Source organism: uncultured Tateyamaria sp., from assembly GCF_947496075.1.
Taxonomy (GTDB): domain Bacteria; phylum Pseudomonadota; class Alphaproteobacteria; order Rhodobacterales; family Rhodobacteraceae; genus Tateyamaria.
The window spans coordinates 39441-54808 of sequence record NZ_CANMBJ010000005.1 but is presented as its reverse complement, the minus strand read 5'-3'; the positions used below and the strand labels follow the sequence as shown (position 1 = coordinate 54808).

At 62.4% G+C, this 15368-nt stretch carries 10 protein-coding genes; 3 read left to right on the top strand and 7 right to left on the bottom strand.

Translation table 11 applies throughout. The features are described from left to right. Positions 1-75: 75 nt before the first annotated feature. Complete coding sequence (locus Q1A51_RS17295) at positions 76-687, top strand: TetR/AcrR family transcriptional regulator (protein WP_299555054.1); 612 nt, start codon at positions 76-78, stop codon at positions 685-687. Here the strand turns inward: Q1A51_RS17295 and Q1A51_RS17290 are convergent. The 5 genes from Q1A51_RS17290 to Q1A51_RS17270 form a co-directional block, all read right to left on the bottom strand. Then, on the bottom strand, positions 684-1697 hold the full coding sequence (locus Q1A51_RS17290) for an AbrB family transcriptional regulator (RefSeq protein WP_299604167.1): 1014 nt from the start codon (positions 1695-1697) through the stop codon (positions 684-686). The two genes, Q1A51_RS17295 and Q1A51_RS17290, sit on opposite strands and share 4 nt — an antisense overlap. After that, a complete protein-coding gene (locus Q1A51_RS17285) occupies positions 1694-2329 on the bottom strand; it encodes a GntR family transcriptional regulator (protein ID WP_299604166.1) in 636 nt (211 codons plus the stop codon). The genes Q1A51_RS17290 and Q1A51_RS17285 overlap by 4 nt, the downstream gene beginning before the upstream one ends. Positions 2330-2401: 72 nt before the next feature. Beyond that, entirely contained in the window at positions 2402-6328 is a 3927-nt protein-coding gene (locus Q1A51_RS17280; RefSeq protein ID WP_299604164.1) for a translocation/assembly module TamB domain-containing protein, read from the bottom strand. Further along, positions 6328-8112 (bottom strand): BamA/TamA family outer membrane protein, encoded by a 1785-nt coding sequence (locus Q1A51_RS17275; RefSeq protein ID WP_299604162.1) that lies wholly within the window; start codon positions 8110-8112, stop codon positions 6328-6330. Before Q1A51_RS17275 ends, Q1A51_RS17280 begins: the two co-directional genes overlap by 1 nt. A 91-nt stretch (positions 8113-8203) precedes the next feature. Then, entirely contained in the window at positions 8204-11149 is a 2946-nt protein-coding gene (locus tag Q1A51_RS17270) for an ABC transporter transmembrane domain-containing protein (protein ID WP_299604852.1), read from the bottom strand. Between the two features lie 216 nt (positions 11150-11365). On the opposite strand from Q1A51_RS17270, the gene Q1A51_RS17265 reads away from it, so the two are divergent. Further along, positions 11366-11746: a DUF3307 domain-containing protein gene (locus Q1A51_RS17265; protein ID WP_299604160.1), complete on the top strand. Its 381-nt coding sequence runs from the start codon at positions 11366-11368 to the stop codon at positions 11744-11746. A gap of 155 nt (positions 11747-11901) precedes the next feature. Here Q1A51_RS17265 and Q1A51_RS17260 read toward each other — a convergent pair whose 3' ends face one another. Both Q1A51_RS17260 and Q1A51_RS17255 read right to left on the bottom strand, forming a co-directional pair. Continuing rightward, a complete protein-coding gene (locus tag Q1A51_RS17260; RefSeq protein WP_299604158.1) occupies positions 11902-12747 on the bottom strand; it encodes an ion transporter in 846 nt (281 codons plus the stop codon). A gap of 530 nt (positions 12748-13277) precedes the next feature. Beyond that, on the bottom strand, positions 13278-14228 hold the full coding sequence (locus tag Q1A51_RS17255; protein ID WP_299604156.1) for a LysR family transcriptional regulator: 951 nt from the start codon (positions 14226-14228) through the stop codon (positions 13278-13280). Between the two features lie 68 nt (positions 14229-14296). Here Q1A51_RS17255 and Q1A51_RS17250 point away from each other — a divergent pair, with 68 nt between their 5' ends. Beyond that, positions 14297-15352, top strand: coding sequence for a maleylacetate reductase (locus Q1A51_RS17250; protein WP_299671444.1), 1056 nt, complete (start codon positions 14297-14299; stop codon positions 15350-15352). Positions 15353-15368: the final 16 nt, after the last annotated feature.

Below are 15368 nucleotides of genomic sequence, written 5' to 3'. Positions count from 1 at the left end.
GTAAGGGGTGCTTACTTATGGTAACAGACATATGTAATAGCCACTTACTTTGGCAAGGGAGAGAGGCAAAAAAACTTGGAGCAGACCACGGATAAGGCCCCCCGGACGCAGTATCACCACGGTGATCTGCGCGCGCATCTTATTGAAACTGTGCGCATTTTGGTCGAGGAGAAGGGCGCTGACGGGTTTTCGATTTCCGAGGCCGCGCGCCGCGCTGGCGTCAGTTCAGCCGCGCCCTACAAGCATTTCAACGACCGCGCAGAGATCGTGCGCGAGGTCGCCTTGGCGGGAATCGAGCGGATGCGCCAGCAGATGGATGACGCTGCAAAGGGGGCGTCAGGCGACGCTCTGGCACCCATAACTGCGCTGGGCCTCTGCTATGCAAATTTTGCCCGGGCTGAACCGGGTGTGTTCCGCTTGATGTTTGGCCTGACCAAAGGACATGAACGCGATTCCGAGATGCGAGAGCGAGGCGACGGATGCCTTGCCATCGTCAAGCGCGAGGTGCGCGCAGCAATGCCTGACGATACCCCCGAGGCCGAGATCGAGCGCCGCAGCCTGATGCTGCACATGTTCGTGCACGGCCATGCCTTTCTGGAAATCGACGGCAAGCACGAGCTGGACCTGACGGACGAACAGGAAGCCATGATCGTGGCTGACATCTCGCGTCGGATCATCCGCGACTAGCGGAAAATCCGTGCAAAGAGCGGCGCGCCGAGGATCACCACAAAAATACGCAAGACATGGTGCGCAATGACAAAGGCGACGTCGGCCCCGACGATCAGCGCCAGCACCGTCAGTTCCGCCTGCCCGCCGGGGGCAAAGGCCAGCAGGGCCTCCATCCCCGGCGCAAGACCGGCGGCATAGACCCCTTCGACAAAGATGACCGTCAGCACGATCAGGATGCCGCAGAAGCCCAGCCCAGCCGTCAGGTCGCGCCGAATTTCCGTCATGGTGATGCCGGTATATTTCACGCCCACGGTTGTCCCGATGAAGAATTGGGCAGCCCAGATCGCTTCGGCCGGGGGGCGGTGTTGCAAGAGGCCCGTCAGGGCCATGGCCGCCGCCACGATCAGCGGCCCAAGGATCGAGGCGCCGAACATGCCAAGCGCCTTGGCCCCGCGCCATCCGACAAGGGCGGCCAACACCATTAATCCCAACTGCGAGGGTGCCAACGTGGCCGCTGGCACACCCGGCGGGTTGTTCAGGGCCGCGTCCCAGACACCCCGCAGGATAAAGGGCAGGGCGACGACAATCACCAGAACCCGCGTCGCGTGAATCAGCGAAAGGGTCCGCGGGTTGCCACCCGCCTCTTCCCCGAACACCAACATGTCCTGAATACCGCCGGGCATCGCGCTGTAATAGCTGGTGACAAAATCAAAACCCCAGAGCTTGCGGAAATAGGGGACACCGATCGCCCCGATGACCATGACCATCACGGGGATCAGCAGCAATGTGGGCCACATGCCCAGCATGGATGCCAGCACAACCGGGGTGATCGTGGCCCCGACGGCGACGCCCAATACGGTGCGCATGCCTTCGTTGATCAAGGGCGTGCCCGTCATGCGCACGCCCGCAAGGGCGCTTATCAGGCAGGCAAAGATTGGTCCCAACAGCCACGGCAGGGGCAGGGACAGCCCATGAAACAGCGCGACGCCCAGCCCTGCAATCGCAAAGGTCATGCCGATCCGGATCACCGGGCAAGCACCTTCAGCCGATACCGCAGCGAGGTTTGCAAATGCGCCTCGGCCGCTTCGCCTGCCGCTGCGCTGTCGCCGGCTGCGATGGCTGTCAGGATGTCGTCATGCTGTGCTGTGACCACCTCGATGCGCTGCTGGTCAGCCAGCGTCGTCGGTCCCATCAGCATCAGGGCATTGTTCAACGCGCGGGCTGCGTCCAGCAGGAACCGGTTGCGCGTGGCAAGGTAGATGCCCCGATGAAAATCCTGGTTCAGAGCCGCGGCTTCCGCCGGGCTGCCCTTGGACATGGCGCTGTTCAGATCGCTCAGGGCGTCAATTTCGGCGGCAGCCGCGTGTTTGGCCGCCATCTCGGCAGCGGTGCGTTCCAGCACGATCCGCATCTCGTAGAGCTCGACCAGTTCGGCGTGGCTGAGTTGTCGGATGACCGCGCCCAGCCGTGGGCGATGTTCCACGATGCCATCCGCTTCCAAGCGCCGCAGCGCTTCGCGGACAGGGGTGCGGGACAGGTTCAGCCGGTCAGCCACATCGGTTTCGCGCAGCCGGTCGCCCGGTGCAAACTCTCCCGTGCGGATCGCCGCCAGCAATTGGGCATAGGCCGTTTCGCCCTGTGACATATCTCGATCGGTCATCGCACGCCTCCAATATGTATCCAGATGGATACAATGTGGGGGCCTGCGATACCAGTGCCAATCAAAGCCGGGTCAATAATCCCGTTCGATGAAGATACCGATGCCGGTATTGGCATCTGCACCCAAGGTGCCACGTGCTGTGATGTTGGGCGTCAGGTCGATGTTCAGAGACACCTCCGGCCCGTCGGCCCCACCCACCGTGACGTCTGTATAGACGTTTTCCGAGAGGTACCTGCCCGCTCTGACAGCCGTGTTTCCATCTTCATCCGAGGTAACATCAAGATCGTCCAACCCAAACGAGCCGCGCAGGCGCGACACGATCCCTTCGCCGCCCTGCCCTGCAAGGGCTGCCACGGCGCTGGCGAGCTGCAATGCCTGAAAGGCCGACAGCTGCGTGATGTCACGACCGAAAAAGATCTGGGCAAGGACCTGATCCTGCGGGGCGTCCGGGGTGGATTCGAATGTCACTTCCGGATCGTCTGCGGGTCCCTCAACAACGATGCGTGCAGAGCCCGTTGAGGTCGGTGTTTCAGCCACCAGGCGCAGCAGCGGCTCAAATCGGCCTTGCAGGGCAACGCGGCCCTCGGTCAGCTCGAACCGCTTGGTCAGAACGTCGATGCGCCCCCTAATCAAGTTGAACTGCCCGGTCGAGATCATGTCGGCCGTGGTGCCGCTCACTCGCAACTGCCCACCCATCTCTGCATCAATGCCGCGACCGCGGACAAAGATGCGGCTGGGGGCGTTGATCTGGATGTCGAGCGGATAGGCGGACCCGGTCGTGGTTTCGCTGCTTGTTTGCACCAGACCGGCCCGTTCGCGGGTGCGCATGACGGGGCGCGTGGCCCCGATATGGGTGATGTCAGGCACCGCTCCGAACGTGGAAATACCGCTCGACGGCACGCGCACGTCGGTTTCGCCCAGATTGATCTGGCCAGAAATCGCGGCACCTCCGGTCAGCGGCCCGCGCAGCGCGACCTGCCCATCAACAGTCGTGTTGTAAAGCCGCGGGTCGCGCAATGTCACCGCGTTCAGCGACACGTCCAACTGCGCCGGATAGCTACCGCTCAGCGTGATGGGGCCGGAAATGCCAATGCTGCCCCCTTCGGAAATGGCGCCGGTGAAATCCAGCACCGCCTGTCCGCCAGACAGGCGCGCCGCGCCGGACAAGTCCGAAACGGACACGGGCAGGCTGGGTGTGGCAAGCTGCGCGCCTTGGGTCGTGATCTGGCCGGAAACGGACCCAAGGGCAGGGGGGCCATTCACGGCGAGGTCAAAATCAGCGGTCCCGATGATTGTGCGTGGGGCGATGAAGGCGTTGGCAAGGCCCAACTGCACCTGACCGCGTGCGCCGAGATCCAGCGTCCCATCCCCCAGCACCCGTCCCGATGCCGTTGCCGTTGCACCGGATGGCCCTGCAATGCGGGCAATGATGTCATAGTCCGCGCCGTCCTGTTGGGCCGTGCCGTTCACCGTCATGCTGCCCGCCAGCCCGGGCACAAGCGGGCCCACGTTCGGCAGGGTCAGGGCATAGCCCGCGCCCAGTACTCCGTCCCGCAGGCTGGCACTGACGCGACCCGAACTGCTGTAGGGACCAGCGACATCTGTGACGACTTCCCACCCGTCAGGGGTTTGCGACACCGTGCCGTCCAGCGCCAAAGGCCCGTTCACGCCCGGTGCCACGGCTGCAACATTGGGCAGGCGCAGGTCGAAATTCGAGGTCAAGATGTCCGCATATGTGCCCGAGATTGTCCCCGCGCTTTCATAAGGCCCGGTCACGTCCGCGTCGAATGCCCACCCCTCTGTACTCTGAGCCACATCACCGGTCAGCGTCGCACCACCCGGCACACCGGGGGCAAAGGCGTCGATCGTGGGCACATTCACGTCATAGCGGGCGGTCACGTTCGTCCCGTCAAACTGCCCCGTCACGTCGGCCCGTGTCTGGGCGGGACCATCGATATTGCTGTCGAACTGCCATATGCCGTCGGCCTGCCGGGCCGTCGCCGTCAGTTCTGCACCACCCTCGATCTGTGGAACGAGGGGCGACAGGTCTCCAACCGCCGCCTCAAGTGCAATTTCGGTGCCATTAGGCGCAACGCGGGCCGTACCGGTTGCCGTGCTGTCCAAGGGCCCGGTCAGGTCTGTCGAGATATCCCAAATATCGCCCGTCTGGGTGGCCGTTCCGTCCACGGTCAACGGTCCATCCACCGCCTCGGTCACCTGCCCCACATCCGCCAGTGCCGCGTTGAACCGCGCGACCGATCCGCCGGTGCGCAGGTCTGCCGATGCTGTCAGGTCAAGGGCAGGGTTCTCCAATGTCAGCCGGTCGACGAATGTGCCGCTGGTGTCACGACGAGCAGCAAGGATCAGGTCCGTCTGCCCAGTCAGCAACGTATCTGCCTGTGGCACGCCAATCGCCAACTCCCGCGTCTGCCCCCGCACCTCAATATCGAAAAAGCCACCCAGGGCCGCCGTCCCGGACAGCGCCAGATTCCCGGCCCCCGACAGGTCCAGCCCGGCCAGGTCCGCAAAGGCGGACAGGTCCTGTGTCACAAGGGCCGTATCGAACGTGGTCTCGAACCCCTCATCAAACCCGCTCACCTGCGCCTGACCCGTCAGCGCCCAGGCTGCACTCGCAAGGGTCAGATCGGTCACATCCAGTGGAGCGTCATCGGCATAGGCAATATCGAACCCGCCAGACAAGGCAGAGCCCACGGCCCGCGCCAGCCCCGGATCGCTCAGCGCCACACCGGTTGCGTCGACGTTCAACCGCCCCGCCAGCGCGCCAATCGTGCCCACCGCACCGCTCAGCGTACCGTCAAAATTCAGTGCAACCTGATCCACCGTGGCATCCGGCTGTTCAACACCTATTGCATCGATACGCGCGACCAGCGCATCGCTCTGCTCTGCATCGAAATCGACAGCAATCGACGCACCGGCAAGGCGCGTGTCACCCGGCAGGCGCAATGGCGCCCCATCCGGGTCGGCAAGGGTGCCCTCGATGTCCAGCAAGGTTGGCCACGCATCGCTGTTCAACTCGGCGCGTCCCGCCAGCTGCAGCGCACGGGTGTCCAAGGCAAAGGCGTCCAGAGACAAAGCGCCATCCGCATCGCTGCTGCCGCGCGCGGTCAGCGCGACATCTGTCCCGAAGAAGGCGCGGTATTCCTGCAGGAACAGGGCGGACACATCCCCGTCCAGCGCAGCATCAAAGGCCATTGGCCCGTCCGCTTCGCTTTGTAACTCAAGGGTCCCGGTCAAGCGTTGCGTGTCATCGGTGCGCAAATCCAGCGTCGCGCCAAAATCGCTCAACACACCCGCACCCGCGACGGTCAGATCAACGCTGGGGCGGTCCGGGATGTTCAACAGGCCCGAGATCAGGCCACCCGCGCCCTCGCGCAATTGCAGATCAAGGGACAGGTCGCGGGTGTCATTGGCATAGGCCGCCGCGACATCGAACACCCCGAGGTCTACATCGGTGCGGGTCGCAGTGATACGCGTATTGCCCGCGCCATCGGCCAACGTTGCCGAACCGGCAATGGACAGCACGGCCGCTTCTCCCAGCACCGGCGCGCCCAACACAACCTCGGCCAGATCAAGCTGTGCGATGCTGATCGATGCGGGCAGGTCGGGCAGGGCAAAGGGGGTCGCCTCGGGCGCGGGCAGGTCGCCGCCCGGGGCGGCAATGGGCAGGCGCGGCAATTCAATGCGCCCCGCGCGCAACTCCTGAATGTCGATGGCCGCACGGAACAGGGCGCCGCGGTTCCACTGCATCGCTACGTCTTCCAGCGTCAGCCAGATGCCCTCATTGTCGGCAATCGTGATGCGCTCGATCGTGGCTCGACTGCTCAGCGCCCCGGCAAAGCCGTCGATACGCACAACACGCCCTTCGCCGCCCAAGCTGCTCTCCAGCAGACCCACCAGAAAACCGCGGTCCTCATTGTCGTCTTGTGCAAGCGCCGCTGCAGGCCAGATCAGGATCAAGAAAATCGCCACATACCGCATCAGAAGGCCTGCCCAATGCCGATGTAAAGCTCCACCCCGGAACTGTCGCCCGGCCCTGAACCGGGGACAGCCACATCCAACCGAATGGGGCCGATCCCGGTGTCGTAACGGATGCCCGCGCCAAACCCGGTGTGCCATTCGCCTGACCCGTCGATAAAGCTCTCCGGCCCGACATAGCCCGCGTCATAGAACCCCACGACTGAAAACTTGTCGCCCGTCTTGACGCGCAATTCACCCGATATCCCGGCAAAGGCACGACCACCGATGGTCACGCCCGGGCTCAGGTCCACACCAAGGGATTGATAATCCTGACCGCGCACCGTGCCGCTGCCGCCGGAAAAGAACAGGAAGTCGGCAGGCGCTTCTTCGATGGATGGACCGGCCACTGATCCCAACAGCCCCCGCACGGCAAAAACAACCCGGTCACCCAGCTTGCGATAGGCGCGCACGTCGATGGTGGACAGCACGCCCTCGCTGGTGCCTTCGATGTTCACGAAAGGCTGCACCGAGGCTTCTGCGTAATAGCCGCGCGTCGGGTTCAGGGGATCGTCACGCCGATCGAACTTGGCGGTGAAGGGCAAGGTGAGGATCGTGTAGTCGCGCTCGCCCAGGTCATCGCGTGTTTCGGCCCTTCGCAGACCAAGGCCATAGCTGTATTCGCGGTCCTCGCTGGCAAAATAGACGGTGCTGAACTCAAGCCGCCCGGTGCGGGAAAACAGGTTTGGATCATCGCGCTGCTCAAACTCGGCCAGCAAAACGGCCTCCAGATCGGTGCGCCACGTGGCGGGACGGGACAGTTGCGCGCCCAAACGGAAATCAATGCCGTCGGTGTCGCCGCCCACACCACTGATTTCACCGTCGATCTGCAGGCGTTCAGCCCCGCCAAAGATATTGCGATGCAACCAAAGTGCACTGACGCTGACTCCATCGGTGGTGCCATACTCCGCGCCAAAGCTGTAGCGGCGCGGCAACCGGTCGGTGATCTGGGCGGTGACATCCAGCGTGCCGTCCGGGTTGGCTGTCTCCGCTTCGGTCAGGGTGGCCGAGGCAAAGGTGCCCGTGCGCCGCAGCCGGGTTTCGACCTTGTCGAGCGTGTCGGGATCAAACACCTCGCCGCTGGGCCAGCCTGCAATCTCGCGAATGCGCTTTTCACGCACGGCGCTGTCGCCCTCCAGGTCCAGTCGCCCCAGACGCAGGCGCGGGCCGGGGTTCAGCCGGACATCTGCGTTCAACTGCCCTGCCGGGTGGTTGGCCGTGATCTGCTGGCCGTCGACGCTTGCCTTGGCGTGCCCCTCCTGCCGCCATCCTTCGATGCCTGCACTGGTCGCGTCCCGCAGGGCGGATACGCGCGCGGTCTCTCCGCTTTGCACTTGCGGGGACGGGGTGGCACCGGGGGCCAGAGGGCGCACGGTGACGGTGCCAAAGCTGAACACCTTGCCTGGCTCCACGGTCACGATCACGGTGCCAACACTTTGCGGAGCCGAGATGGGCGACAGGCCCGCCGCCTCTTGCCCGTCCACGGTGATCGAAATGACGGGACCGAAATACCCTCGGTCATAGAGAAGGGCGATCAGGCGGGCATAGTCGGCCTGTGCGGCACTGATCACGTCGATGGAACGGACTGCGCCCTCTTCGTCCAGCAGTCCGGCGGTCAGAGACGCTGCGCGCAACTCCTCGGTCAGCGCCTCAGGCGCACGTACAACCACGTCCAGAGCCCAGGAAGGGGCCGATAGGCCAAGGCTTACACCGCAGACCGCCAAAAACCGGCAGGTATTCCGATACATCGCAGTACTCCGCCGCGCGCAGCGCGCGGCCTTACACTACGTGCATGCCAAATCTGGGACAAAGGTTCCAGCGCCTTGATGGCGCGGGTGGTCAAGTTTTGACGTAACCGGCAACAACTTGCAGCAAACGGAAGGCAGTGGCGGCGTCGTTTTCGACCACGGCCATGAATTCTTCCTCGCCGATGCGCAGGCAAGTCAGCTCGCTCTTGGCGCGCATGTCCAGCGCGCGGGGTTCGCTGCGGATCAATCCCAACTCGCCCACAAGGGCACCAGCACCCACGGTGGCGATCAATGTGTCATCGGCCCCCTCTTGTGGCAGCAGCAGATCGGCCTCGCCGTCGATGACCATATACGCGCCGTCGGTGGGGTCGTCATTCTTGTGGAACACGTATTCGCCGGGATGCGCCGTGTACCACCGCGCCCCGAAGGCCAGCAGGCGCAACTGCTTGCGCTTGAGGCTCGAAAACATCGGGGCCTGACGTAACGCCTCGACCTTGCGGGCAAGGTCTGCACTGGCATCGGTGCCGGCTTCGACTCGCTCACCTTCCGTGCCGTGCAACCGGCCTTGGACAATCTCGACATGCGCGTCGAACGCGTCTTCTTCCTCGAATGACGAGCCCAGAAAGATCAGCGCCGCGTCGGGCAACAGGGTGCGCAAGTTGCGGAACAGCGCGGCGCGCGTTTCCTCTCCATAGCTGGCCATTGGCTCATCCAGGATCAGGATATCGGGCCGCTTGATCGTGGCGCGGCTGATCGACAACGGCTCGGCAAAGAGGGCAGGCAGGTTGGCACCGCCCAGGGCAATCGGCACGTCAAAGACCAGTTCCAGCACCAGCTGGTTCACACCCGCCTCGGTCAGCGCCTCGACCACAATGCGGCGCAGGTCATCGGCCCGTGCACCGGCACTGTCGGACACCTTGCCATAAAGCGCATTTTCCAGAACCGACAACCCATGCACATGGGCATCGGGCTGGATCGGGACAAAGATTTCATGCATCTGCTTGCGCAAGGTCGCGCCATGTTCGGTCCGCATGTTCAGCACCCGTGCGCGCACATCGTCGGGAAAGGCCGCGGCAACCTGTTCGGCCGTGATGTTGGTGGGGATACTCAACAGCAGCGCCAATTCCTTGTCCGTTATATCGGACCCGGCGGGCTTGCGATCAACCAGCTCAAGGGCGGCCTCATAGATATCGACCTCTAGGCCCAGCTTGCGGAACAGCGGGTGGTCCGTGCCGTTGGGACCAAACGTCTGGCGCAGGATCTCAAGGATATTGCGGGCCATCATTTCAAGGTTCGACGCCAGCGACAGATCATGCAGCAACTGCAGGAATTCAACCTCTGCCTCGATCATCTCGGGGCCGATGACCTCACGCGGGGTGGCAAACAGCACGTTCTCGGCAACGGGCAGGGCCGGGTTGTACGTGTCGGGATCGAAGGCGTGAACATAGCGATCAAGCCCCGCCTCGGCCACGGCGGCAGCCACTTTGGGGCGCAGGTCGATCAGGGCCTGCGCAAGTTGCGGGTGTGCCTTTTCGTCAAAGGTCTGATCCATCGTCCGGCGGGTCAGCGCATCTCCTGACCCGCTGCTGTCAATGACGGTGTACCACCACGCCCGCAGCGCGTCCTTGTCCGGAACACCCGCAATGGTGGGGTCCAGCCATTGGCCATCCACCATGTCCGGCGTGTTGCCCGCCCGGACAGCCTCGCGCTTGAATTCGGTCTCTTCGGCTGCGGTTGTGGGGCAAAGGCGCATCGGCATCATCACGTTCTGGCCATAGCTGCCCTGGAACATGATGGGGCGCGAATTGGCATGGCCGACGCGTTTGGCAATCACGGTCTGATGCAGCGACCGAATGTCATGGCCGGACACTGTCACCGTCCCACTGGTCGGCAGCGTTTCACGCGTCAGCACCTCGGCCAAGGCGCGCCGATCCTCATCATTGGGGGCGGTGATGGCAAGACTGCTGCCTGCGGGGACAGCCAGTGAGATGTCTTCCAGCACCGCATTGCCGTCGCCATCGCTGACGGTGACCTGATCCAGAACGATGTTCCCGGTCAACCGGGGTGTTTCGGGCGCCGGGCCATAGAACAGGTCGTCATCAATCATGCCCGCAGGCGCAAAGCGTTCGGTGATCGTCTCCCACCGCAGCGACATGTCGGCCACCTGGTTGTAATAGGCCAGCAGCTCTTTCCAAGGGCTGGACAGGTCCTTGTAGGCAGCAAGGGCCGCCACCAGCGCGCCGATGGTCACGTCGCCCTGGATCACCAGATAGCCACCAATGGAAAAGAAGAAGAACGGGGTCAGCTGTGTGATGAAGTTGTTGAGGAACTTCATGAAGAATTTCTTCTGGTAGATCTCGAACCGGATGGCAAAAAGATTGCCCAGCCGGTTCCCGATCATCGCCATGCGAAAACGCCAGCCGCCATTGACGCGCAACGTGCCTGCGCCTGCTGCACCTTCACCGATCTCGGCGGCCAGTGCGCGCACTTGAATGACCCGTTTCTTGTTCAAAAGGTTGATCTGGCGCTGCAGCTTGGGGATCAGCCAGGCCTGCAGCGGAATCAATGCAATGGCGGCAAAGCCGAACGCGATGGACTGGAAGAACAGAAAACCAAGGATTGTCAGCATCTGCCCGGCCTGCAGCACCGGCTGCGCAATGGCGTCGCCCATCAACCCGCCCATGGGTTCGCTTTCGGCCGTGACCATGCTGACCAGCTCGCCCTGGCTGGTGCGCTCGAAATAGGGCTGCGGGAAGCGCAGGATGCGGGCGATCAGAGTATAGCGCAGGCGCCGCAAAAGCCGTTCGGCCAGCACACCTTTCATCGTGTTGATGCGCATCTTCAGCAGGCCATGACATAGGACTGCCACCAGAAAGCCGCCGCACAACATCATCAGATAGGTGATCTGATCGAACTCGTAGCCATAGGCCGAAATGGTCGGAGAACCCGAGCCGATCGCATCGTTGATGATCTGCTTTGGCAGCTCCAGCGTCAGGTACAGAAGCGGAAACAGTGTCAGCGTCACCACCAGCAGGATCAACTGATCGCGTTTCGAGTACTTCCAAATAAATCCAAAGAGGGAGCGTTCTATGATGCCTGTCCACGTCCTGAAGGGGCGGGAATTGCGCCCGCCGTCAGCCTAACAACGGGGATCACGGGAAATCAATGGCACGTCAGCATACGGTACGGCATGGATTGCGACAAAACACATGGCGGCCTAGGGTAAAGGCAGAGAAAACGCGAAAGGCACCCTTTGACCGACCCTGTTACCTTTGCTTTGGTTCTGCTGTTCCTGCTGCAGGCAAAGCACCTGTTTGCCGACTTCTACATGCAAACGCCAAGGATGCTGGCGAACCGCGGGCGCTACCTGCATGTGGGGCGGCTGCAACATGCCGGGCTGCATGGGGTGGGGTCTCTGGTGGCGATGGTGCTGGTCGGCGTGCCCGTGGCCATGGCGCTGATCGTGGCGCTGGTCGAATGGGCCGTGCATTTCCACATCGACTGGGGCAAGGGGCGCTGGTCCGAACATACGGGCCACGGACCCGACCAAGGCGGGTTCTGGCGCGCCTTCGGGCTGGATCAAGCGTTGCACCAGTGGACCTACCTGGTCATGGTCTGGGCCGTGCTGCCTTAAATATCGACAATGCGGGACAGGCCCGACCGTCATTTTGGACAGTTAAGGTTGGGATCGCAAGACAAAGTGGCTGTTGCCGTTCAACTCACCCCAACCCGCAGAAAACCCCATCTGGATCATGAAATTCACGCCCAAAGTGTGATCAATCCTTGCCTTCATTCCCGCACCTGGAGCGTCTTCTCGATCTTCTCCAGCCGGGCAATCATCTCTTCGCGGTACCGGTCCGTCGCTGCAATTTCTTCTTCGGAATAAGCGGTCTGCATCGAGTTTACGATCAGACCTACCAGCAGGTTCACCACTGCGAAGGACGTCACGAGAATGAACGGCACGAAGAACATCCATGCATATGGGTAGACCTCCATCACGGGGCGGACAATGCCCATGGACCAGCTTTCCAGGGTCATGATTTGGAATAGGGTGTATCCAGACCGCCCAAGATCACCGAACCATTCGGGGAATGCGTCTCCAAAAAGCGTCGTCGCCATGACAGAGCCGATGTAGAACATCATCGCCATCAGCACGAACACCGAGGCCATACCGGGCAGAGCGCTGAATAAGCCTTCGACCACACGACGTAAGCTGGGGGCCACGGACAGCACCCGAAAGAGCCGCAGAATGCGGAGCGCTCGCAGCACCGATAGCCCACTCGATCCCGGGATCAGCGAGGTTCCGATGATGATGAAGTCGAAGATGTTCCAGCTCTTCCGAAAAAAGTCGCGGCCTCTGGCAAACAGCTTCGCCGTGATTTCAACCACAAAAATCGAGAGACAAAGAGTGTCGAGCTTGGGGAACAGTGGCCCCGCCACTGTCACCACCGGTGCAATGGTCTGCAGGCCAGCAACAACCGCGTTGAACAGGATCACCCCGAGGATGAAGTTGTCAATCAGGGTGCTGTCAAGGATCGCTTGGGTACGTGCGCGTATGGACGCGATGGCGCCGGTTTGGTTCCAGTCAGCTTTTGCAACAATTAATCCGAATTTGCTTCTGATATCGTGTTTCATTTTTTATGCCTTTGTGGACCCGTAAATCTGGCCACGACGAGATGTGCATTACCGAGCACACTTGATCGCTGTCTGATCAATAGGTGCCTGTGTTCAGCGATTGGGTTCAAATATCCGGGAAAGTTTCACGGACTAGGCCTTGCGAGGCGCGTATGCCGAGCGGTTCCCCCCGTTCGGACAAATTGGGTCTTGCGAGAATGCAGACATCCAACATGCTCGTTTATTGTACGAGGTCAGAAATCAGCGGTAGGCAACAGGTTCATGCGCAGACAAAGGGGTAAATCCGCGCTGTGGCCCTTTGGGCTCCAAGCGGACATTTCCCGCAATCGCGAGCCCGCGGCCGAGGGTAAGTTCGTGGCATAAATATCCAGCTCTCCCGAAGATCCACTGCGCCGCTATCCAAATTCACGCCCGAAGCGCATCCTACCTGCCCGATCTTTGCACAGACCCGCGCTTGCACAAGCGCGCCTCTAAGCGGCCGGTAGCGTCATGGCATGTTCACTGTCTTTTCGGTCCACGTGTCCCGAAACTCACGCCCGCCACACCGAATTCTGCTGGGCATGCGAGATCGACCGCGCCAGGGCCTTGAACTCGGATGCGATGTGACGATGAAACCGGCGCACCGCGGGGCGCACGGGCCGGTCTGCCGGGCTGATGATCCCAAGGTTGCGCGGCGCGTGTTTGATGCGGATGTCCAGCGCCGTCAGCGCCTTTTGCTGCCGCATCATGAAGATGACCGAATAGGGCAGGATCGTCAGGCTGTCCGACCCTTCCAGCACCGTGCGCACCGCGCTGATGGACCCGCCCGAGAAGCTGACCTTCACATCCTCCACCTCGATCTCGTGCAGAATGGCGCGCAGGTCCTGGTAAAGCGGGCTGTTCGTGGGCGGCGCGATCCACGGGTAGTTGGCGATGTCCTCCAACCGCAGCGCCCGCTTCCGGGCGAGGGGATGACCCATCCGACAGGCGATCACATTGCGGCCCTGCAAAATCTCTTCAAAGGCAATCGGCTCGGGCAGGTCACCCGGGGGCAGGGGGCAGATGGCCAGATCCAGCGCCCCGCTTTCCACATCGCGCATCAGCGTATCGGCGTAACCATAGCTCTGATCGATCCGCACATTGGGATGCGCTTGCTGGAACCCCGCAATCATCGTGGCAATGACGGCGTCCATGAACACCGGCGTGCCGGCCACGCGCACCGCCCCGGTCTTGCCGCCAATATACAGATCGGCCTGCACTGACGCCTCGCCGCTGGCCTGCCAGATTATACGACCCTGCGCCGCCAGCGCTGCACCAAGTTCCGTCGGCACAAGCGGTCGGCGTCCTTTCTCGAACAACGGCTGACCCAAGCGGGCCTCCAGGGCGGCCAGGGTCCTGGACAAGGACGGCTGTGACTTCCCCAGTGCATGCGCGCCGGAGGTCAAACCGCCCTCGTCCACGACGGCGGCCAGCATGAGCAGGTGATTGGGATCCAATTGCATAGCGATAAGTTATATTGCGCCCCGCAATTCGCATCAACATAATCCTTTGAGCCTAGTAGCCTGTGCACATGCTCACTCAATCGCCCCCCTCACTCCCTCGCGTGCGCTTCGGCCCGGGTCTGCGCCACTCGGTGGGAGAAGAGGTCGCACGGCTCGGCTGCAAACATGCCCTGGTCCTCTCAACCCCGCAACAATGCGACAGCGCCATGCAGGTCGCCGAAGCGCTGGGCGACATGGCTGCAGGCATCTTCGCCCGCGCTACCATGCACACCCCGGTCGATATCAGCGAAGAGGCGGTCGCGCACCTGAACGATGTGTCCGCGGATTGTGTCATCGCCATCGGCGGCGGCTCCACGACGGGCCTGGGCAAAGCGATAGCCCTGCGTACCGACGTGCCCCAGATCGTGATCCCAACCACCTACGCAGGCTCAGAAGCGACAGCCATTCTTGGCCAGACCGATGAAGGCATCAAAACGACGCTCACGGACCCGAAAGTACAGCCAGAGGTCATCCTCTACGACCCCGAACTTGTCACATCGCTACCCACGGCCATGACGGTCACCTCCGCCCTCAACGCCATCGCCCATGCGGCCGAGGCGCTCTATGCCGAAAACCGGACCGACCACAGCACCGCGTTGGCGATTGACGGGATGCAGCACTTTGCTGACGGCCTCCCGGCTGTGCTCGAAAACCCGGCCGACGTGATGGCCCGGGAAAAGACACTGCGCGGCGCCTATGCTTGCGGAGCGGTGCTGGGGCAGGTGGGGATGGCCCTGCACCACAAGCTTTGCCACACGCTTGGCGGCAGCTTCGATCTGCCCCACGCCGACACGCATGCCATCATCCTTCCCCATGCGATCCACTACAACGCGCAAGCGGTGCCCGACCTGTTGAAACCCGTCACCGATATCTTTGGCGGTACGGCCCCCGGCCCGGCGCTCCATGCCTTTGCCACGAAAATGAACGCCCCCCTCGCGCTCCAAGACCTCGGCGTCACGGAGGACAACCTCGATCACGCCGCCGACCTTGCCACCCAAAAACCCTATCCAAACCCCGCGCCCATCACGCGCGACGGGATCCGCCAATTGCTGCAAGCCGCCTGGACCGGCACCGCACCCACCTGAACGCCACTCTCTGGGA

Coding starts and splice junctions, on each gene's coding strand:
- Q1A51_RS17285 (WP_299604166.1), bottom strand. CDS start 2,329: ATGACCGATCGAGATATGTCACAGGGCGAAACGGCCTATGCCCAATTG.
- Q1A51_RS17275 (WP_299604162.1), bottom strand. CDS start 8,112: ATGTATCGGAATACCTGCCGGTTTTTGGCGGTCTGCGGTGTAAGCCTT.
- Q1A51_RS17255 (WP_299604156.1), bottom strand. CDS start 14,228: ATGCAATTGGATCCCAATCACCTGCTCATGCTGGCCGCCGTCGTGGAC.
- Q1A51_RS17250 (WP_299671444.1), top strand. CDS start 14,297: ATGCTCACTCAATCGCCCCCCTCACTCCCTCGCGTGCGCTTCGGCCCG.
- Q1A51_RS17260 (WP_299604158.1), bottom strand. CDS start 12,747: ATGAAACACGATATCAGAAGCAAATTCGGATTAATTGTTGCAAAAGCT.
- Q1A51_RS17280 (WP_299604164.1), bottom strand. CDS start 6,328: ATGCGGTATGTGGCGATTTTCTTGATCCTGATCTGGCCTGCAGCGGCG.